Here is a 21,908-nt window from a genome sequence, read left to right on the forward strand (position 1 = left end):
GTCTGGGAGTTCCACCTTTGCGTTCGCACAAGAAGGGATGAACCTGGGCGTTCCCGGACAAGCTCTGGAGGGGCGGGCTTCAGGATGTGCCGGCCGCAGGTCTTCATGGTTCATGGTGTTGCTTCAGCCAGCGGCCCAGAACCGGGTAGCGTTCACCCAAACGGGTCAGGAATCGGGCCACCCAGGGGATTTCTTTTCCCAGCAGCAAGAACCCCAACGCAAGGAAGAGGGCTCCCTGGAGCACGGGCAGAAAGAGGCCCACCACACCCAGTACCAGCAGGAGGCAGCCGGCGAGGATCCGAACCGTTTTCTTCATGTTCCGTTGAACTCCGCGCGGCGTGTCAGTGGACGAACAGGTAGGTCATGTAGGCCAGATATCCCGCGGCCAGGGCCCCGCCTTCCAGGCGGTTGACCCTCCCCTGACGGCCGGCCTTCCAGGACCGGCATACGGGCCAGAGCAAGAAGGTGGCCAGCAGCATGACCGGAAAGTCCCGGTGGAAGGCTTCCGAGGAGACCCGCAGCGGAACAAGGGTCGCCGGGATCCCCAGGATGGCCAGCGTATTGAATAGGTTGGACCCCACCACGTTGCCCACCGCGATGTCGTCTTCCTTCTTGATGGCCCCCGCCACGGAAGTGGCCAATTCCGGAAGGCTCGTTCCCAGGGCCACCAGGGTGAGTCCAATCACCAGTTCGCTCACGCCGAAGGCCCGCGCCATGCCCACACCGCCCCAGACCAGCAGGCGGCTTCCCACGCTGAGACACACAAGGCCCATCACGAGATAGGTCACGGGCCTGCCAAGGCCTTCCTTTTGGGCGGGTTCAGGCGTCTCGCTCGCCTCCGACACCAACTTGTCCACATGGCCCTGTTTGGCCGATTGAACCATCCACCCCAGAAACAGGGCCATGGCACCCAGCAAGATCAGTCCCTCGAACCGGCTGAAGACGCCGTCCTTGGCCATGAGCCAGGCCAGTACGGACACGGCCACCAGGGCCGGATATTCGCGGTGGATCAGGGAGGACTGAATCAGGAGGGGACGAAAGAGGGAGGCGGTTCCAAGGATCAGGCAAATGTTGGCCACGTTGCTTCCCACCACGTTTCCCACGGCCACGTCCGGGTGCCCCATGAAGGTGGCCGTCACGGCGATGAGCAGCTCCGGAAGCGACGTGCCGAAGGAGACCACGGTGAGTCCCACGATGAGCGGGGAGATCCCCAAACGGCGGGCCAGCCGGGCCGCACCCTCCACAAATCGGTCCGCTCCCCACATGAGTCCACAGATGCCGGCCAAGGCGGCCGCGCCGTACAAAATCATGGGACTCCGTTGCCCTCCCTTCCGCTACTCCTGCACCTGTTTGTGCCGATAGCTGATGTAGGCATCGCGCAGGGCCACGTAGGGATCGAGAGCGGACGCCTTGAGGTCTTCATATTCGCCCAGGCGCAAAGAGGTGCGGTTCACCACCTTAACGGCCTTCACTCCCACGTAGACGCCGGCGGGCGGATAGAGATAGGAGGTGGGATCCAGGAAGATATCGCCCCCGAAGCCCAGGGTGTCGCGGATCGAGGAGGGGCCGAACAGGGGCCAATTGATGTAGATGCCGTGGCCCATGCCATAGACTCCCAGGGTCTGGCCGAAGTCTTCGTCGTAGGCCTTGAGGCCGAATTCCTGTTCTGCCGGATCGAACATACCTCCGGCTCCCAGGGTGGAATTGAGGGCGAAGCGGGCTATCTCCACACCGCATCGTTTGATCTTGCCCTGCAGCAGGTTGTTCACGATGCGCACGGGCGCCAGGATGTTGTCATAGGCGTTTCGAATGGCGATGCGCACCCCCGGCGGCAGAATCGTTCCGTACACCTTGGCCACAGGCTTGAGGACCCAGAAGTAGAGCTTGTCGTTGAAGTGGAAAAAGAAACGGTTCATGGGCTCCAGGGGATCCGCCACCGTCACGGTTTCCTCGGCGAAGGGGTCGTGGAATTCATCGGTGGCCGCCCACGCGTCGGTCGCCCCAACACCGGGAACCCAAGGGATCGCCAGGATGGCCGCCAAAACCGCACCCATCAGCCACAACGCCGCACCCCTGATCTTCGTGCCGTGTATGTCCTTGCGCATCGCTTTCCTCCATCTCAGGTCGCGTATGAGGATCGGGAAACCTCATGTAACGCGGTTTCCCCTGGGTTTGTCAACCGGATAACGCGCCCGGCCTTTCTGCGCCGGGTCGGTTTGTGGTATGTGTGAACGCCACCAGAACCCGGCTCACAGACCCCAGGGCTTGGAGGATGGAAACGACGGAGGCCGACGGTATGGATCGCTTTTCTTTTTCCCAGCAGGACCGGAACCAGTTGGCGGAAGTGGGGATCTCCACGGAAGAAGTGCAGCGACAGTTGGAACTCTTCGCCCGACAGGACACCTTTTGGGATCTCCATCGACCCTGCACCCTGGGCGACGGGATCCTGACGGTGGACGGCGCCTTGGAAAAGCAATGCCTGGAGGCCTATCACAAGGCGTCCCGGAACGGACGGTATCTTAAATTCGTGCCCGCCTCCGGTGCCGCCACCCGCATGTTTCAGGCCCTGTTTGCTGTGCTGAACGAAGACCCCGTCCCCCGCCTGGAACGGCTCCAAGAGCGGGCGGATGGGGGGGACGAGGCCGCCCGCAGTGCCGTGCGTTTTGTAAAGGAGGCCCAGCGGTTTGCGTTTTATGAGGCCTGGAAGGCCCGGACGGAAAGCCAGGGCTGCAGGCTGGATCAGGCCTTGAAGGCGGGGGACTTGGAACGGCCCCTTCGTCTTCTGCTCACGGAAGAGGGCCTGGGGCTGGGGCGCCTTCCCAAGGCGCTCATCCCCTTTCACCGCTATGACGACCACGTGCGCACGGCCCTGGAAGAGCACCTGGTGGAGGCGGCCCACTATGTGCGGAACGCCCATGGGGCCTGCCGGCTCCATTTCACCGTGAGTCCGGAACACGAGGATCTCTTTCGGGAGCATGTGGACCGGGTGCGTCCGGTCCACGAAGGACGCCTGAATACACAATATGCCATGGGCTTTTCTCATCAAAGCCCTTCCACCCATACCATCGCCGTGGATGAGCACAACCGACCTTTCCGGGATGCGCAAGGCCGCCTGGTCTTCCGGCCTGCGGGCCATGGAGCGCTCTTGGGAAACCTTTCCGGGTTGGACGGGGACCTGGTTTACATCAAAAACATCGACAACGTGGTGCCCGATCACCTGAAAGGGGAGACCCTTCGGTGGAAGCGCATCCTGGGAGGCCTGGCGGTGCTCATCCAGCAGCAGGTGCACGCGCACATCAAGCGACTGCGGGCCGTTGGATCCCGAAACGCCGTGGAAGACGCCCGCCGCTTCGTCCAGGAAACCTTTGGGGAGGCGGGCTCCGCCGTCGGCGGCTCCCTTTCGGCCCAACGGGATCTGATCCTGGACGCCCTGGATCGGCCCATGCGGGTGTGCGGCATGGTGCGCAACGTGGGCGAGCCGGGCGGCGGCCCCTTCTGGGTGCGCAACGCCGACGGAAGGATTCGGATGCAGATCGTGGAAAAGGCCCAAGTGAATATGGACGATCCCGCACAGCGGGCCATCTGGAGCCGATCCACGCACTTCAACCCCGTGGATTTGGTCTGCGCCCTTCGCGATCCGGACGGCAAGCCCTACGATCTCCAAAGATATGTGGATCCCAACGCGGTGATCATCACCAGGAAATCCCTGGAGGGCAGGCCGCTCAAGGCACTGGAGCTTCCCGGCCTGTGGAACGGGTCCATGGCCTTTTGGAATACGCTGTTTGTCCAGGTGCCCACAATCACCTTCAATCCGGTCAAGACGGTACTGGATCTCTTGCGGTCGGAACACCAGCCGCGGGGTCGCCCTTAGAAAACGAGCACGAGATTCCTCTCAAAGGGGCCCATGAACGAAAAATACTCACTGGAAGAGCTGGAGGCGCTCCACGAGATCGCCCGAACCCTGGCCAGGCCCGACGACATCAAGGAACAACTGCAGGGCGTGCTGGCGGTTTTGAGCGATCGGCTTGGCATGGAACGGGGCATGGTTTCCATCCTGGATGCCCGCACGGGTGAGGCCTGGCTGGACGTGGCGCACGGAGTGGATGTGCGCGCCGGGAGCGTCATCTACCGGCCCGGTGAAGGAATCACGGGCAAGGTGGCCCAGACCGGCCGGCCACTGGCCATTGCCAACCTGGGCGAAGAGACGCACTTTCTGGACCGAACGGGCGCTCGCAAGAAGCTGGACCGCAAGGAACTGGCCTTTCTGTGTGTGCCCATCTTCCACCAAGGACGGGTGGTGGGGGTCCTTTCCGCGGACAAGCTGAGTCGGGACGTGGCGGACCTGAGCCGCGAGGTGGCGCTGCTGGGGGCCGTGGCGGAACTGCTGGGCAAGGTGGTCCATTACCGGGCGGTAGCGGAGGAAAACCGGAGGCTCAGGCACCTACTGGCCGAAGCCCGGCGGCCCAAGACCCGAATCCTGGGCCGTTCCAAGGTGATCCGTGACGTGCTTCGACTGATCGACCAGGTGGCGGATACCAACACCACCGTCCTCATCCACGGGGAAACCGGTACGGGAAAGGAACTGGTGGCCCAGGCCATCCACGAGAACAGTCGCCGCAGCAAGGGCCCCCTGGTTCGGGTCAACTGCGCCGCCATGCCCGACACGCTGCTGGAAAGCGAGCTGTTCGGCCACGAACGGGGAGCCTTCACAGGGGCGGTCACCCGGCGGCGGGGACGCTTTGAAGAAGCCCAGGGGGGGACCATCTTCCTGGACGAGGTGGGAGAGCTCTCGCCGGTGGCTCAGGCGAAGCTGCTCCGCGTGCTCCAGGAACGAGAGTTCCAGCCCCTGGGCTCGTCGCGTACCGTGAAGGTGGACGTGCGGGTGGTGGCGGCCACCAACCGGGACTTGGACCAAGAGGTGGCCAAGGGCCGGTTTCGCTCGGATCTCTACTACCGCCTCAATGTCTTTCCCATCTTCCTGCCTCCCCTCCGGGACCGAGGCCCCGACATCTTGCTGTTGGCCGATTATTTCGTGGTGAAGTACGCGGAGCAGTTCGGCAAATCGGTCGAGCGCATTTCCACGCCCGCCATCGACCTGCTCATGGCCTACCATTGGCCGGGCAACGTTCGTGAGCTCGAAAATTGCATGGAAAGGGCGGTGGTGCTCGCTTCCGGCGGGGCCATCGAGGCCCGTCATCTGCCGCCCACGCTGCAGATGAAGCCTGTGGAACTGCGTTCCCGGTCCCGGGGAAAACTGGAAGCGCTGGTGGGGGCCTATGAACGCGATCTCATCGTGGAGGCCCTGAAGGACACCAAGGGCAATCAGTCCCAGGCGGCCCGGCTGTTGGGTACCACCAAACGGGTCATCCAGTACAAGGTGCGAAAGTACGGGATCGATCCCCAGCGATTCCGGAACCGGTCCGTTTGAGGAGAAAAGCACCGTGAAGATCGCCCTGATCCAAATGAACGCCACCGTGGGGGATTTCGCCGGTAATGCGGCCAAGATACGGCAAGGAGTGCAGGCAGCCCGGTCGCGCGGGGCGGACCTGGCGGTCTTTCCGGAGATGGCCCTGGTGGGCTACCCGCCCCGGGATCTGCTGGACCGGCGCGGCTTTGTGGATAAGAGCCTGCGTTATTGGGATGAAATCGCCGAAACGAGCCGGGGAATGGCGGTTCTGTGCGGAGCCGTGGTCCCCAATCCGGAGCCGTATGGAAAACCCTTTCACAACGCGGCCCTCTGGTTCGAGGACGGCTCCCTGCGCCACATGGTCCACAAGCGCCTTCTGCCGTCTTACGATGTTTTTGACGAGGAGCGCTACTTCGAGCCGGGCGGTGAGCCCGGTGTGGTCACTTACCGGCAAAAACGGATCGGCGTTTCGGTCTGCGAAGATGTCTGGACCCGGCCGGATTATTTGCCCCGGCCGCTGTACCGCGTGGATCCGGTGTTGGATCTGCACGCGGCGGGCATGGAAATACTCATCAACATCGCTGCGTCCCCCTACCACGTGGGCAAGGCCCCTTGGGTGGGCGGCCTGCTGCGCGATCATGCGCTTCGGTTCTCTGTGCCCGTGATCTATGTCAACCAAGTGGGTGGCAATGACGAACTCATCTTCCAAGGCCACAGCATGGCGTGGGGGGCGGATGGAGCCCTGTTGGCCTGTGGGGCTGACTTCAAAGAAGACGTGGTGTTGCTGGATTTGGAAGATCCCCGCCCGATCTCCCAACCGCCTCCCGAGGAGGCCACGGCCGAAGTGCTGGAAGCTCTCGTGCTGGGCCTCCGGGATTATGCGGAAAAGTGCGGTTTTCGAGATGTGGTCCTGGGATTGAGCGGAGGGATCGATTCCGCGGTGGTCGCTTGCATTGCCCGGCTGGCCCTGGGGGCGGAGCACGTGATGGCCGTGGCGCTTCCGGGGCCCTACAACGCGCCGGAAAGCCTCGAAGACGCCCGCGAGCTGGCAGCCAGGCTGGGGGTCTCCTTTGCCGTGGTGCCCATCCATAATCTGTTCCGATCGGCACGGGAAGCCCTACAGCCTCTCTTCGGAGATCGGAAACCGGACGTGACCGAAGAAAACATCCAGGCGCGGCTGCGCGGCCTGCTCCTCATGGCCCTTTCCAACAAGTTTGAACGCCTGGTGCTCAACACCGGCAACAAATCGGAGCTGGCCGTGGGGTATTGCACCCTGTACGGCGACATGAACGGAGGCTTGTCTGTTCTGGGGGATGTGCCCAAAACCTTGGTCTACCGCCTGGCCAATCACATCAATCAGCGCTACGGTTGGATTCCGAAACGCATCATCGCACGCCCCCCTTCGGCCGAACTGAGACCAGACCAGAAGGATCAAGACAGTCTGCCCCCATACCCGCTGTTGGATGCCATCCTAACGGCTTACGTGGAAGAGCGCCGCTCCTTTGAGGAGATCTGCTCCGAGGGCCATGACCCGGAGGTGGTGCGTTGGGTGCTGCGGCGGGTGAACGGGAATGAATACAAACGATGGCAGGCCCCCCCGGTGCTGAGGGTGACGACCAAGGCCTTCGGATCCGGGCGGCGATGCCCCATAGCCCATCGATACCGAGAGGAATGATGCCATGAAGAAGGTGGAAGCGATCATCAAGCCGTTCAAGCTGGACGATGTGAAGGAGCGACTGACGGACCTGGGCATCAAGGGCATGACGGTGACGGAGGTGCGCGGATTCGGCCGTCAGAAGGGCCATACGGAGATCTATCGAGGGGCGGAGTACGTGGTGGACTTCCTGCCCAAGATCAAGGTGGAGGTCGTGGTGGGCGACGACCGGGTGGGTGAAGTGGTGGAGGCCATCTGCGAGGCGGCCCGCACGGGCAAGATCGGAGACGGCAAGGTCTTTGTGGTTCCGGTGGAAGAGTGCATCCGGATTCGCACCGGGGAACGGGGGGAGCAAGCGGTCTAGAAGCCTGTGCCACAATGGCCTTTCAGCCTTTTGGTGGGTTCTAACGGGCCGAAATGCCACGGTGCCCGGTGGCTCTTGGGGAGTCGTAGGGGCGAACCTGGGCGTTCTCAGGTAGTCTTTGGAAAGCTGTGGCAAAGTGACCTCTTGGATACACAACCACCTGATCGCACACCTTGCGGCAGGAGCGAACGGCCGGGTTTTTCCTGGAGAAAGCCGTCGCAAAGCCTTCCGGGCGGCGGGAGGGATCTTGCGTGCAGTCCTTGGCCATCCTGTCCGCACACGGGCCGAGCGGTCGTTTTGGGATAAGCTCACAGGAGCTGGTCCCAACTTCGGCGTTCTTACGCAGGTGGGAACCCATCCTGTAAATCGCGGATTCCGGCATCCCGTTCGAACCGGGGACAGGGTGTGCGCCGATGATGCAAAGACGTAGGGGTTTCTGACCGCCAGAGTCCCAACATGGTCACCCGCTCGATCCCGAAAAGGGGAGCTTCCATGGATTTGAATGCATCCGCCGCGGTCTTTTCCCGCCTCAGATCGCTCCGGGAAGAATTCGCCGGCCTGTGCCATCGGGATGTGCCCGGTGTCACGGCCGCTCAAACCTATGCCCTTCGAGTGTTGGAGGCCCTAAAGGACGCCGTGGGACCCCGGGTCCAGTCTTCCGAGGGATGGTTCCTGGCGGCCGTGGGCGGTCTGGGCCGCGGGCAGTTGAGCTTCGTTTCCGACCTGGATCTTCTCTTTCTCTACAAGCGCCGGCTTCCCCGGCGCATGGAGGCCGTCGTGCGCGACGTGGTCTACGGCCTGTGGGATTGCCAATTCGAGGTGGGCCATGGCACCCTTTCCCGCACGGCCCTGAAAAGACTCATGGCCGAGGATTTCAGCGCCCAGACCACGAACCTGGAAGCCCGGTTCATCGCCGGGGATGCAGCCTTTTTTGATGCCTGGCGGGACGACTTGCTGGGATCCTTCGGCGTGCGCAAGCGGTCCCGGTTCCTGGAGCGCCTCCGAGAATTCCGAGCGCGCAGGGCGGATCAATATGGAGAGAGCACCTATCTGCTGGAGCCCCACGTCAAAGAGGGGCCGGGGGGTCTTAGAGACCTGCAGGCCATCCGCTGGATCGGCATGGTTTTCTTGGGGAATCCGGGCTTGGATCGGATGGTGGGCGAAGGGTGGTTGTCTTCGGAAGAAGCCCTGTGGCTGGAGAAGGCGGAGGATTTCCTGTGGCGGGTCCGCCTGCAGCTCCACCAGGCCAACGGGCGCCGTCAGGACCAGCTGCTCCTGGCCGATCAAGAAGACCTGGCCTACCGACTGGGTTTTCTGGACGGCAGCGAAGGATCTGCGGTGGAGGCCTTCATGCGCCTCTATTACAGGCACACCGCCCGTGTGCGCCGCATTGCCGCTTTCCTGGTGGACCGCCTGGAACACGACAAAGAGCGTCGGAGTCGGCGGCGCCGACGCAAGAAGATCCTTCCGGGGCCTCTCCTCTTGGAAGGGGACCATCTCTTCTTCGTGGAGCCGGAGCGGATACCCCAGGATCCAGGCATCATGATGACCCTCTTTTGGGAAGCGGCCCGAAATGATGCCCACTTTCACCATCGAACCGGCCAGATTGTCCGCCGGAACCTGCCCCACGTGACCGATGCGCTCCGAACGGACCCTGATGTGGTGGAGCGCTTCTTTTCCATCCTGCTCCACCCCCGAAAGGCCTTCGCGATCCTCAAGGTCATGATGGAGACCGGGTTCCTGCAGACCTTCCTGCCGGAGTTGGCCCCGGTGCGCTACCGGGTCCAACACGATGTGTACCATCTGTACACGGTGGATGAGCACCTGCTGCGCACCGTGCTGGAGCTCCACCGGCTGGAGGCGGACCAGGAGTCCCTGGCGCCCCAGGTCCGGCTGGCTCCCCTCTTTTCCCAGATCCGCCACAAACGGGTGCTCTACCTGGCGGGCTTGGTCCATGATATGGGCAAAGGCGCCGGCAAGAACCACTCGGTCCGGGGAGCCCACATGTGCCGGGACCTGGCCGTCCGGTTGGGGCTGGACGCCGAAGAACGGGATCTGCTGGAATTCCTCGTGCGCCATCACCTTCTGCTGGCCGAAACGGCCCTCAAAAGGGATTTGAGTGACGAAAAGCCCATCCTTCGGTGCGCCATGCGCGTGGCGGACCGTGAGCGTCTGCGCCTGCTCTATCTGCTCACGGTGGCCGATTCCCGGGCCACGGGCCCCGGCGCCTGGAACACGTGGCGTGCCTCCCTGCTCCATGAGCTTTTCGTCAAGGTGGATCGCGCCTTGGAGCGGGGAGACTGGAAGCCGGAAGATGCGCAAGCCCGCGCCGAAGCCGTGCAGCGGGCGGTGCTGGAGCGCTGCGACCAGGCCCTCCGGGCACGGATGGAGCGCTGGCTCGACAGCCTTTCCCTGCGATACCTTCTTTCCCAGGACCCGGAGGACATCCTTCGCCATTTCCACATGGAAGCGCGGGTGCCGGAAGAGCCGCTGGTCCTCCAGGCCCGCCCCCTGGAAGAGGAACTGTGGCAGGTGACCGTGGCCTGTCCGGATCGGCCCGGGCTCTTCGCCACCATCACAGGCGTGTTGTGGCTTCATGGATGCAACATCTTGTCGGCGGATATTTTTACTCGTGCGCGGGGAATCGCCCTGGATGTGCTCACCGTGGAAAACATTCCGGATCCCCTGCACCCGGATGAGGTCTGGCAGGGGGTGTCCCGGGATCTGGAGCTGTGCGTCGAGAACCCGGACCGGCTGCAGGCCCTGGTTGAACGCTACCAGCCCCGGATTCCTAGGAAAAAAGCGGCGGTGCCGCGCAAGAAGGACCGGGTGGTCCTGGACGAAAGCGCATCGGATTTCTACACGGTCATCGAAGTCTACACCTGGGACCGGCCCGGCGTTCTGCACGCTGTCACCCGCACCCTGTTCGAACTGGGCATCACCATCCAGCTGGCCAAGATCTCAACGCCCGGGGCCCAGGTGGTGGACGTCTTCTACGTGACGAACCTGGAGGGGGAAAAGATCCTGGATCCCGAGCGCCACCAGGAGATTGAGGCCCGCCTGCTCGACTGTCTCGTGCAGTGGCCCATGGTGTGATACAAAAATGTTCCACAGGGTGCCGGCTCCCCCAGGGGCCGGGCGTCCCGGCTTCCTCCGGGACGTTGGAGGAAGGCCCGGCGGAGGATGGCCCGGGGGATCCGCAAAATAGTACAAAATGGTTCCGACCCAGAGCCTTGGGGCCAGGACGGTACAATTTTGTTCCCTCCCATGGGCATGCACGGATGGCAGCGACGCACGATGGAAGGAACGGGGAGAAAAAAAGACCGCGCGGGTGCTCTCTTTTCCTTCGCTTTGTAAAAAACAACGTGCCCATTGGCCAAAAAATTGCCTGTATTCCATCTTCGTGACGCAGGCACCCTATCCCCACAATGACTAAGGAGGACGTTTCATGACCCCGAAGGAAGTACTGGCTTACGCAAAAGAAAACGGTGCCCAGATGGTGGACTTTCGGTTCCTGGACTTTCCCGGCATCTGGCAGCACTTCACCGTCCCCATCAGTGAGTTTGACGAAACCAGCTTCGAAGAAGGCTACGGCTTCGACGGGTCCAGCATTCGCGGCTGGGCGCCCATCAACGCCAGCGATATGCTGGTGGTTCCCGATCCGGAAACGGCCGTCATGGATCCCTTCTTCAAGGTGCCCACGCTCACGGTGATCTGCAACATCGTGGATCCCGTCACCAAGGAAAAGTACAGCCGCGACCCGCGCCACATCGCCCAGAAGGCGGCGGAGTATCTCAAGTTCACCGGCATCGGGGATACGGCCTATATCGGCCCGGAGGCGGAATTTTTCATCTTCGACGACATCCGTTACGACAGCGCGGCACAGTTCGCGTACTTCTTCGTGGATTCCGTGGAAGGCATTTGGAACTCGGGCCGGGAGGAGAATCCCAACCTGGGCTACAAGCCGCGCCACAAGGAAGGCTACTTCCCGGTTCCGCCCACCGATTCCCAGCAGGATCTGCGCACCGAGATGGTGCTCAAGATGCAGCAAGTGGGCATTTCGGTGGAATGCCAGCACCACGAGGTGGCCACGGCGGGGCAGGCGGAGATCGACATGCGCTTCGCTCCCCTCGTCAAAATGGGTGACCAGCTCATGTGGTTCAAGTACATCATCAAGAACGTGGCTCGCAGCCACGGCAAGACCGTCACCTTCATGCCCAAGCCCATCTTTGGGGACAACGGATCGGGCATGCACACCCATCTGAGCATCTGGAAGGACGGCCAGCCGCTCTTTGCCGGCGACAAATATGCGGGCCTGAGCGATACGGCGCTCTACGCGGTGGGAGGCATCCTCAAGCACGCCGCGGCCCTGTGCGCCTTCACCAATCCCACCACCAACTCCTACAAACGCCTGGTGCCCGGTTACGAAGCCCCCGTGAACCTGGCCTATTCCAGCCGCAACCGGAGCGCTTCCATCCGGATTCCCATGTATTCGCCCTCGCCCAAGGCCAAGCGGATCGAGGTGCGCTTCCCGGATCCTTCCTGCAACGGGTATCTGGCCTTCAGCGCCCTGCTCATGGCGGCCCTGGACGGTATCGAAAACCGGATCGACCCCGGCGAGCCTTTGGATAAGGACATCTATTCACTGTCCCCGGAGGAATTGGCCGATGTGCCCTCCACCCCGGGGTCCCTGGAGGAGGCCCTCAAGGCCCTGGAAGCGGACCATGAGTTTCTGCTCAAGGGCGACGTCTTCACCCAGGACGTGATCGATACCTGGATCGAATACAAGCGCTCCCAGGAAGTGGATGCGGTGCGCCTGCGGCCCCATCCCTACGAGTTCATGCTCTACTACGACATCTAAGGACCTGTCCCCCAATGGCTTTTCGGCCTTTGGGGGGATTTCTACCTGGTTGAATCCCCCTGGGCCCTGCGGTTCTTTGGGCGTTCCCACGCCGTAGGGGCGGGTTCGGAACCCGCCCCTACGGCCGCAAGGCCAGGCCGGCAGCGCGGGACTCCGACCCGCATGGAAAGCGGGCGAGACGCCCGCGTTCCTCAGGAAAAAAGAATTCCGGACCGCCTCCTTGCCAGGCGAACCGGAAACGGACCCTGCCCCCACGGCTACGGATCACGGTCTTCCATCCATGGAAAAGGAACTGGAACGGATTCATCATGCCTCGGCCTATCTGTCGACCCTCCTTCGCCGCCAGGACTATCGAACATGGCTTTGGGATGCCAAGAACCTGTGGCGCCGCTACGGCGTGACGGAACTCTTTCGGGACCTGTCCCAGGATCTGGACCGGGCGTCCTCCTTTCACGACGTGCTGCGGTGCTATCGATCCTTCAAGCAGCGCCATTTCCTCCGCATCGGCGGTCGGGATCTGCTGGGCTGGGCGGATCTGGAAGAAACCACGGGGCAGATCTCGGATCTGGCCCAAGTCTGTCTTCAGGTGGGCCTGGAATGGCTCAAGGGGCATCCCCACACCTGGGTTCCCGAGGCGCAGCGGGAATCGGCCCCGGCCCTTCTGCGCTCCATGTCGGTGGTGGTGCTGGGCCTGGGAAAGCTGGGCGGCCGGGAGCTCAATTACGTCTCCGATGTGGATCTGCTCTTTCTTCGTCAGGAGGTCTCTTTCGATGAAAGCGAGTCCGCGGACGCTTCCCGGTTGACCGCGCTCCTTTGCCAGAAGCTCGTTCAATTGCTGGCCGATCCGGTGGAGGGGGACCGGGTCTTCCATGTGGATCTGCGCCTGCGGCCCCAGGGAAAGGACGGGGAGCTGGTCCCCACGGCCGGAGGTGCCGCCTATCACTATCTGCTCCAGGGAAAGGCCTGGGAGCGGCAGATGCTTCTCAAGGCGCGTCCCGTCGCCGGGGATCGGGGACTGGGGGCGTCTTTTCTCAAGGAAATCCGCCCCTTCGTTTTCCGCCGTTTTCTGGACTTCCAGGCCCTGGATGAACTCAAGGCCATGCGGGACCGGATCCTGTTCGAGGGCGTTTCCCGAACGTCCAGGCGGGGCTTCGATGTGAAACTGGGCACGGGCGGGATCCGGGAGGTGGAATTCCTGGTCCAGTCCTTTCAGCTCATTTACGGGGGGCGTCACCCGCAACTGGAAGAACCCAACACACTGAAGGCCTTGCGGCGATTGCAGGAGCTGGATTTGCTGCCGTCCGGGGCGGCCCGCGAGCTTCAAGACGCCTATGTGTTTTTGCGCCGGGTGGAGCACTGGGTCCAGCTGGACCAGAACCGGCAGACGCAGGAGCTTCCCGCCTCGGACGAAGGCAGACGACGTCTGGCCTCGGCTCTCGGCTTCCAGGGACATTGGGATCGGTTCCTGCTCACCTTGCAAGGTCACTGCCGCGTGGTGCATCAACACTTCACGGCGCTCTTTTCCGGGCCGGACCAAGCGGACTCGGAGACCGAATCCGTCGACGGCGCTGCGGACGGGATTGGCGATCTGAGATCCTGGTTGGAGCGGCAGGTCCCGTCTCTTGCGGCTTTTCCCGGTTCGTTCGTCCGCGGGGTGGAGGAAGGGGTCCTTCCGTATGTGGAAGCCGTGGACGACGCATTGCGCCAGACAATGGCGGCCCGAGTGGATCGCTACCTGGCCCAGGTGTGCCGCCGACCGGGCCTTCAAAAGTTTCTTGCCGCCCAAACCCGCTGGGTTCCCGTCATCATGGGGGCCGTGGCCCGCTGCAAGCTGGTGGCGGACATGCTGGAACACCAGCCCGGCCTGGTGGAGACCTTGGCCCAATGGGACGACCGGGCCGTCTCTCACGAGCACTGGCGCTCCTCGGCCCGATCCATCCTGGTGCGCACCACCGCCTATGATGAAACCTTCGAATGGCTTCGGCGCCTCAAGAACGAACGCCTCCTCATGGTGGCCTTGGAAGATCTCAGTGGAACGTGGTCGCACCCGCAAGTGGAGGCGGCCCTGTCGGATCTGGCCGACTTCGTGATTCAGGAGACCCTCCATACCGTTTGCGCCGCCGTGGAGCTTTCCGACCAGACGCCCTTGGCGGTCCTGGCCCTGGGCAAGCTGGGCAGCCGGGAAATGGACTACCTGTCGGACCTGGATCTCATGTTCGTTTACGAGCCCTTGGAAGGGGAGGCGCCGGACCAGATCCCCATGCCCGTGGTGAGGCTCATGCATCGGTTCATGCGCATGCTCACCACTCCTTTGCAGGAAGGGCCCGGCTACCAGGTGGACGCCCGCCTGCGGCCCACGGGCACCTATGGCCCTCTGGCGGTCACCCGGGCCAATTGGGAGGACTATTACGCCAACCGGGCGGATATCTGGGAAATCCAAGCGCTCCTTCGCCTGCGGGCCGTGGCGGGACCCCGGAAACTCCAAAGGGAATTGATGCAACAGGCCGCGGATCTTTGCTACCAGCCCAGAAGGAAGGAGTCCGTGTGGCCGCGCCTGGCGGAGTTGCGCCGACGCATGGAAGAAGAAAGAACCTCGGAAAAGAAGGATGTGGTGGATCTCAAACTGGGCCCCGGCGGGATGGCCGATGTGGAGTTTTTGGTCCAGGGGGCGCAGCTGCTTTACGGCCACGCCAAGGAAGAGCTGCGGCGGGCCAATGTGCGCGAGGCACTTGCCGAGGCGGCCCGAAGGGTCTTGGAAGATGAGGAGACGGCACACAAGCTCACGGCCGCCTTCCAGGTGCTCCGATCCTTGGAGCACCGGCTGCACCTCATGACCCACCTGGGCGGGGGACGGATCAGCCGCGCCCAGTTGGAACACCTGGTGCGTTTGCGGCTGTGGCCCCCGCCCGGGCTTCCCCTGAGGCTGGATACCTGGGAGGATCTCCTGGCCCTGCGGCGCTTCGTCCGCCGCCAGTGGCAGGTGGTGTGCCGAAAATGAGAGGTTGACAGAGCCTCGCATTTCTGTCACAGAAGCATTCCCTCCAAACAACGGCGTTTGGATCCCCGATTCGAACAATGCGGTTCGAAAAGGCCCATCACGGGAAGTGGTGGGCCTTTTTTGCCCTCTGACATCCTTCAAGCGCCAAAAATGATTTGGTGACGCCAAACAAGGAGTGCCGTAACCATGTGCCGCCTATTTGCTTTGACGAGCACGGAACCCCAGTCGCCCATGAGGGCCATCGAGGCGTTGGACGTCATGCGCGAAGGCCACGACGGCTCCGGCGTGGGCCTCTTTTTGAGCGACCTGGGCGGGCCGTGGGAGGAGCTGGACGGGGCGCCGATCCTGTCGGGCATCTTTTCCAACGAAGGCCTCAAGAGACTGGACCGGTTCATGATGGATATCGGCTTCATGACCAAATACAAACTGTCCATCAAGGTCCCCAAGAGTCCCCCGCCGGGGGTGCCCAAACGCGATATTTATCTGATCCGCGCCTACGAACTGCCGGAAGAGTGGGAGGATTTGAGCCGGGATGAGATCGATTTTCGGCTCATGAAGATCCGTCTCCAGTTGCGTCAGATGGGCCAGGAAAATGAGGACATGATCGTCTTCAGTTTCTGGCCGGACTGCATCATGATCAAGGAAATCGGGGATCCCCTGACCGTGGCGGAATACCTCCAGCTGGATCGCAAGGAGCTGCGGGCGCGCATCATTTTGGCCCAGGGACGCCAGAACACCAATTACGCGATCAATCTCTATGCCTGCCATCCCTTCTTCATCCAGGGCATCGCCACCATGACCAACGGTGAGAACACGGCCTTTGTGCCCATCCGGGATTTTTTGTCGTCCAGGGGATTTGCGGGATACATGGGCTATCAGTCGGACTCGGAGGTTTTCACCCACATCATGCACTACACCCTGAACATGCTGGGTCTGGACGTGCCCTACTACAAGCACATCATCACGCCGCTCCAGGACCATGATCTGGAGGACCATCCCAACGGGGACTTTCTGAGGCACCTGAAGCACAGCTGCCGGCGTCTTGTCATCGACGGCCCCAACTGCGTCATCGGTTGTCTGCCCGATAAGCGGGTTTTCATGGTTCAGGACCGCAAGAAGCTTCGTCCGGGCGTGGTGGGCGGAAAGCCCGGCCTGTTCGCCCTGTCTTCGGAGATATGCGGCCTGGACGCTATCATCCCCGATCGGGACAAGTCCTCGGATTTTCAACCCATGCACCTGGATACGGTGATCATCGGTCCGGATCGCCAGGAGGTTCAGATATGTTCTCAGAAGGATACATTGCCCCCCATTCACTGAGTGTCAGGGATCTGCCCTGGCAGATCCATTGGAGCCTGGACAAATGCACCCTATGCGGGCGCTGCACCACGGTATGCCCCGTGCACGCCATCGAGCTGGGCGTGTTTCGAAAGCGGATCGTGGAGACCCCCATGGGTCTGGCCCGGCGGCCGGCAAACGTCTTCAAGGTCTTTTACGGGATCCGCCAAAAGACGGATCCGGCCTATGCCTGCATCGGCTGTGGCATGTGCAATCTGGTCTGTCCCAACGGGGCCATCATGCCGTACCGGACGGACGAAGCGGACAAGCTGCGCTTTCACATCAACCGGGGCGGCCAGCCACGACGCCGTGGCGGCCGGCGGAACGTGCGGGGGGGCATCCTGGACCGGATCAAGTTCATCCGCATCTCCATGCTCACCGACCCGGCCCTGGATGCCGGACGCCACGAATTTGAGCTGCGAACGCTCCTGGGGCGGGTTCTTCCCCCGGAAGAAAACCTGCGCCTGCTGAAGGAAGAGGGCTGGATTCCCCCGGTGCGCGAGATCTACCCGCTCATCATCGGCGGCATGTCCTTTGGCGCCCTGTCGCCCAACATGTGGGAAGGCCTCCAGATGGGGGTGGCCTATCTCAACGAAGAGCTGGGCATGCCCGTGCGCATGTGCACGGGCGAAGGCGGCTGTCCGCCGCGGCTTCTGCGCTCGCGCTTTCTCAAGTACGTCATCTTGCAGATTGCCAGCGGCTACTTCGGCTGGGACGAGATCATCCACTCCATTCCGGACATGAAGGAAGATCCGTGTGCGGTGGAGATCAAGTACGGCCAGGGGGCCAAGCCCGGCGACGGCGGGCTGCTCATGTGGTACAAGGTGAACAAGCTCATCGCCGCCATTCGCGGCGTGCCTCCCGGTGTGAGCCTGCCCAGCCCGCCCACCCATCAGACCAAGTACTCCATCGAAGAGGCCGTGGCCAAGATGATCCAGTCCATGTACATGGCCTGGGGATTCCGGGTGCCGGTCTATCCCAAGATCTCGGGTACGAGCACGGCCTTGGCGGTGCTGAACAACCTGACCCGCAATCCGTACGCGGCGGCCCTGGCCATCGACGGAGAGGACGGCGGAACCGGGGCGGCCTACAATGTGTCCATGGACCACATGGGCCATCCCATCGCGTCCAACATCCGGGACTGCTACCTGAACCTGGCCAAGCTGGGCAAGCAGAACGAGATCCCGCTCTTTGCCGGCGGCGGCATCGGAAAGAACGGAAACCTGGCGGCCAACGCGGCGGCGCTCATCATGCTGGGTGCCAGCGGAGTGCAGAGCGGAAAATACATCATGCAGGCCGCCGCCGGGTGCCTGGGCTCCGAATCGGACCGCTGCAACGTGTGCAACATCGGGGTGTGTCCCAAAGGCATCACCTCCCAGGATCCGCGGCTCTACCGGCGGCTGGATCCCGAGAAGGTGGCCGAGCGGGTGGTGGACCTCTTTTTGAGCTTCGATACGGAACTGAAGAAGATCGTGGCTCCGCTGGGGCGCTCCACATCGCTTCCCATCGGTATGTCGGACGCGCTGGGCATCGATGATGCCGCCGCGGCCCAACGGCTTCAAATCAAGTACGTGGTTTAACGGACAGCAGACGAGGGGACACGTCCATGCAACAGACCATGGCACGAGAATCCTATTGGATATCCGGAAAGGAACAGGGACGTCGTCTGGAATCGCGCATTCTGGAAGAGCGGATCCAGAAGGCGGTGGCCCGAGGGCATCGGATCCTGGAAGTGGAGGCCTTCGGCCAGCACGGGATCGGGGGCCGGCTGTGGAAGGCCGGAGACGACCGGGTGTTGGTCAAGGTCCACGGCTCCCCGGGCCAGCGCGTGGGGGCCATGGGCTTTCCCAACACCACGGTGGAAATCCTGGGGCCCGCCTCGGATGATGTGGGCTGGCTGAACGCGGGTGCGGAGATCGTCGTCCACGGCCATGCGGGCAATGGGGTGGCCAACGCCATGGCCCAGGGCAGGATCTACGTGGCGGGCAACATCGGCGCCCGCGGCATGACCATGACCAAGCACAACCCCCGTTTCGATCCCCCCGAACTGTGGGTGCTGGGCTCGGTGGGGGACTACTTCGCCGAGTTCATGGCGGGCGGCGTGGCCGTCATCTGCGGCCACCAGCCCCAGGACCCGAACAATGTGCTGGGATACCGGCCCTGTGTGGGCATGGTGGGCGGGCAGATCTTTTTCCGGGGCCCCCATGGCGGGTTCAGCCAGGCGGATGCCAAGCTGGTGCCCTTGAGCGACGAGGACTGGCACTGGCTGGTGAAGAACCTGCAGGTGTTTCTGGAAAAAATCGGAAAGCCCGAGTTGTTTCAACGGTTTGCCGACCGTAAGGAATGGCAGCTCCTGGCGGCCCGCAGTCCCCAGGAGAAGGCGGCGGCGCCACGGCGATCCATGAGCGCGTTCCGCGCGGAGGTCTGGGACAAGGAGCTGGGTCAAGGCGGACTCATCGGGGACCTGACCGATCTGGACCGGAGTCCCATCCCGCTCATCGTGACGGGAGATCTTCGCCGGTATGTGCCCGTGTGGGAGAACCAAAAGTACGCGCCGCCCTGCCAGGCCAGCTGCCCCACGGGGATTCCCGTCCATGAGCGCTGGCGCCTGGTTCGCGAAGGCCGCGTGGACGAGGCCGTGGACATGGCCCTGGCCTACACACCCTTTCCCGCCACGGTCTGCGGCTACTTGTGTCCCAATTTGTGCATGGAAGCGTGCACACGCCAGAGTCTCAAGATGCCCGCCGTGGATGTGACCCAGCTGGGCAAGGCGAGCCTCAAGGCCAAGCTGCCGGAACTGCCCCCGCTTTCCGGAAAGAAGATCGCCGTCATCGGCGGCGGCCCCGCCGGCCTTTCCATCGCTTGGCAGCTGCGCCGAATGGGTCATGAAGCGGTCATCTATGATCGCAATCCCATGCTGGGCGGCAAGATCACCGATGCCATCCCCGGCACGCGCATTCCCCGGGAGGTGGTGGAGGCGGAACTGGAACGGCTCCGCAAGGCCCTGCCCCATGTGCACTTGCAGCAGGACCTGCAACGGGAGGACGTGGAGCGGCTCAAAGGAGACTACGATTTCATCGTGGTGGCCGCCGGGGCCCAGAAGCCTCGAGTCCTTCCCGTGCCCGGCAAAGAGCGGCTCATTCCCGCTCTGGACTTTCTGCGAAAGAGCAAGAAGGGGCAGATCCAGGTGGGCCGGCAGGTGGTGGTCATTGGCGCCGGCAACGTGGGCTGCGACGTGGCCACGGAAGCCCACCGGCTGGGCGCCGAGAAGATCACGCTCATCGACATCCAGGAGCCGGCTTCCTTTGGCAAGGAACGTGAGGCGGCCCAAGCCGTCGGTGCCATCTTCCGATGGCCCTGTTTCACCAAGGCCGTGACGGAAGAGGGGGTGGAGCTCACCACCGGGGAGGTGATTCCCGCCGATACGGTGGTCATCTCCATCGGGGATCAGCCGGACCTGGATTTCCTTCCCGATACGGTGGAAACGGAGCGGGGCTTCATCCGGGTGGACGAGAACTTCCAGACCACCGATCCCCAGATCTTTGCCGTCGGCGATGCGGTCCGTCTGGGACTGCTGACCGATGCCATCGGTGCCGGCAGGCGAGCCGCCCAGGTGATGGACGACATCTTGAACGGGCGCCGTCCCCGGGGCGATGCCACGACCATGATCGACAAGAGCCGGGTCAAGCTGGAATATTTCGATCCCAGGCTCATGGCCTTCGACGGCTTGGATCAATGTGGGGAGGCCTGTGCTTCGTGCGGTTCCTGCCGCGATTGCGGGATCTGCGTGGAGATCTGCCCCCAGGCGGCGATTCGCCGGGTGGGCGAGGACAACGGCTCATTCCAACTGGTGGTGGATCCCGACCGCTGCATCGGGTGCGGGTTTTGTGCCGGCGCGTGCCCCTGCGGCATCTGGAATCTGGTGGAAAACGACCCCCTGGGTTGATGCCGGTGCGCGCTGAATGACCCAGGAAGGGGGCGGCTCGTGGGGGCGCCACGGGCCGGCCCCCCGGGCTGGAAGCTTGTTAAAGGCCGGTCTTTCAGCCCTTTTGGGGGGTGTGTAACGAGTTGAAATCCCACGGTGCTCCGTGGTGTTTTTTGAGCTTTGTAGGGGGCGGGTTTGCAACCCGCCCCAGGCACCACACATCAGTTCAACAAATCCTAACAGGCCCATAACCTATTGACAAATAAGCTTTACCCTGGTTTTTGCGTTTCCTTCAGTTTAAGGAAATCCATTGACATCCGGGGAGATCATGGGGTATTTTGCGGTGCCTTAGGGGTGAATCTCCGCTTATGTGCCTCCAAATACCCCCGCTTCCGACCCAATAGATTGAAATGTTTATGCAATTTAGAGGTGCCGTGATGCGCCTGACTGACACCAAAGTTCGGAATCTCAAGCCAAGGGAAAAGCCCTACAAAGTTCATAATGGCGGCGGCCTTTACCTGCAAGTCACCCCGGCACGCGGCAAGCTGTGGCGCCTCAAGTACCGCTTCGAGGGCAAAGAAAAAACCCTCTCTATCGTAAAATACCCGTTGGTATTCCTGTCCGAGGGCAGGGAGAAAGCCAGGCAGGCCAACAAACGCTGGATCAGGGCGTCGGTGCCCCCCAGAATGGGTTCCGAATCCATGCTCGTCAGTCCACCCAATCACACTTCACTGATTCAGGAGTAATTATGGCACTGCCGCTGTCATTGGAGATAACGTATATATCGGACCCAATGTTAATATCGTAGAAAATGTAACTATTGGGAATAATTCTACAATAGGTGCAGGGAGCGTTGTGACCAAGGACGTTCCTGAAAATTCAACAGTGGCTGGAGTTCCTGCAAAAGTAATATCCTATAAGGAACCAGGAAGATTTGTAAATAGACGATGGAAGTTATCGGATAACAATAAAATCCAGCGGACGCAAAAAGCGCGCCGCTGATTTAAACGTTAGTCTGATAAACAGTATGCGTACACTTTAGGAAAAACGATGAAAACGATTGTCCTGAATCAGTGAGATTTGATTGGGTGGACTGACGTGCATGGCTTCGGAACCCATTTTGAGGGTCACCGACGCCCCAGTTCAGCCACTTTTTCGGGTCATTGCCTTTTCAAGGACTGAAAAGCCCTCATGACGATGCCATCTCAGACATTTTTGGACACACCTCACCCCTTATGGCCGAAGGAGCTTTCAGGCTTTTGCGGCGGCGATCCCTACGCTGGACAAAATTTGAGATAAACACTTCGAAAAGCGTGAAAAGCGGGACAATGCCGACCGAACTGCAGCTTCAGCCGACGACCGCT

14 protein-coding genes and 1 pseudogene are annotated in these 21,908 nt (G+C 62.1%); 12 read left to right on the plus strand and 3 right to left on the minus strand.

The window, feature by feature from the left end; translation table 11 throughout:
- Positions 1 to 103: 103 nt before the first annotated feature.
- From B9A12_RS15135 to B9A12_RS15145, 3 genes are read right to left on the minus strand one after another with little or no spacing between them, the layout of a single operon-like run.
- Complete coding sequence (locus tag B9A12_RS15135) at positions 104 to 316, minus strand: hypothetical protein (protein WP_084058941.1); 213 nt, start codon at positions 314 to 316, stop codon at positions 104 to 106.
- A 25-nt stretch (positions 317 to 341) separates the two neighbouring features.
- Complete coding sequence (locus B9A12_RS15140; RefSeq protein ID WP_084058942.1) at positions 342 to 1,310, minus strand: calcium/sodium antiporter; 969 nt, start codon at positions 1,308 to 1,310, stop codon at positions 342 to 344.
- A 24-nt stretch (positions 1,311 to 1,334) separates the two neighbouring features.
- Positions 1,335 to 2,105, minus strand: coding sequence for an MlaA family lipoprotein (locus B9A12_RS15145; RefSeq protein ID WP_084058943.1), 771 nt, complete (start codon positions 2,103 to 2,105; stop codon positions 1,335 to 1,337).
- Positions 2,106 to 2,296: 191 nt separating this feature from the next.
- Between B9A12_RS15145 and B9A12_RS15150 the strand changes: the two genes are divergently transcribed.
- The 12 genes and pseudogenes from B9A12_RS15150 to B9A12_RS17905 form a co-directional block, all read left to right on the plus strand.
- The gene (locus B9A12_RS15150) at positions 2,297 to 3,871 is read left to right on the plus strand and encodes a DUF4301 family protein (protein ID WP_084058944.1); all 1,575 of its coding nucleotides are present in this window, start codon (positions 2,297 to 2,299) and stop codon (positions 3,869 to 3,871) included.
- A 33-nt stretch (positions 3,872 to 3,904) separates the two neighbouring features.
- The gene (locus tag B9A12_RS15155) at positions 3,905 to 5,428 is read left to right on the plus strand and encodes a sigma-54-dependent Fis family transcriptional regulator (protein WP_084058945.1); all 1,524 of its coding nucleotides are present in this window, start codon (positions 3,905 to 3,907) and stop codon (positions 5,426 to 5,428) included.
- Between the two features lie 13 nt (positions 5,429 to 5,441).
- Entirely contained in the window at positions 5,442 to 7,082 is a 1,641-nt protein-coding gene (locus B9A12_RS15160) for an NAD+ synthase (RefSeq protein WP_084058946.1), read from the plus strand.
- A 4-nt stretch (positions 7,083 to 7,086) separates the two neighbouring features.
- The gene (locus B9A12_RS15165; protein ID WP_084058947.1) at positions 7,087 to 7,425 is read left to right on the plus strand and encodes a P-II family nitrogen regulator; all 339 of its coding nucleotides are present in this window, start codon (positions 7,087 to 7,089) and stop codon (positions 7,423 to 7,425) included.
- 492 nt (positions 7,426 to 7,917) lie between these two features.
- Positions 7,918 to 10,521: a [protein-PII] uridylyltransferase gene (gene glnD, locus B9A12_RS15170; protein WP_170920651.1), complete on the plus strand. Its 2,604-nt coding sequence runs from the start codon at positions 7,918 to 7,920 to the stop codon at positions 10,519 to 10,521.
- Between the two features lie 352 nt (positions 10,522 to 10,873).
- Positions 10,874 to 12,286, plus strand: coding sequence for a type I glutamate--ammonia ligase (gene glnA, locus B9A12_RS15175; RefSeq protein ID WP_084058949.1), 1,413 nt, complete (start codon positions 10,874 to 10,876; stop codon positions 12,284 to 12,286).
- A gap of 280 nt (positions 12,287 to 12,566) precedes the next feature.
- Positions 12,567 to 15,284, plus strand: a complete 2,718-nt coding sequence (locus tag B9A12_RS15185; RefSeq protein ID WP_084058951.1) for a [protein-PII] uridylyltransferase family protein — start codon at positions 12,567 to 12,569, stop codon at positions 15,282 to 15,284.
- 186 nt (positions 15,285 to 15,470) lie between these two features.
- Positions 15,471 to 16,601, plus strand: coding sequence for a class II glutamine amidotransferase domain-containing protein (locus B9A12_RS15190; protein WP_084058952.1), 1,131 nt, complete (start codon positions 15,471 to 15,473; stop codon positions 16,599 to 16,601).
- Positions 16,565 to 18,199, plus strand: coding sequence for a glutamate synthase-related protein (locus B9A12_RS15195; RefSeq protein ID WP_084058953.1), 1,635 nt, complete (start codon positions 16,565 to 16,567; stop codon positions 18,197 to 18,199). The genes B9A12_RS15190 and B9A12_RS15195 overlap by 37 nt, the downstream gene beginning before the upstream one ends.
- Before the next feature lie 38 nt (positions 18,200 to 18,237).
- Positions 18,238 to 20,565 (plus strand): FAD-dependent oxidoreductase, encoded by a 2,328-nt coding sequence (locus B9A12_RS15200; RefSeq protein WP_084058957.1) that lies wholly within the window; start codon positions 18,238 to 18,240, stop codon positions 20,563 to 20,565.
- 416 nt (positions 20,566 to 20,981) lie between these two features.
- Positions 20,982 to 21,290, plus strand: a complete 309-nt coding sequence (locus B9A12_RS15205) for an Arm DNA-binding domain-containing protein (RefSeq protein WP_084058958.1) — start codon at positions 20,982 to 20,984, stop codon at positions 21,288 to 21,290.
- 10 nt (positions 21,291 to 21,300) lie between these two features.
- Positions 21,301 to 21,546: pseudogene (locus B9A12_RS17905) on the plus strand (hypothetical protein); the annotation flags it as partial.
- Positions 21,547 to 21,908: the final 362 nt, after the last annotated feature.

Source organism: Desulfacinum hydrothermale DSM 13146, from assembly GCF_900176285.1.
Lineage (GTDB): Bacteria > Desulfobacterota > Syntrophobacteria > Syntrophobacterales > DSM-9756 > Desulfacinum > Desulfacinum hydrothermale.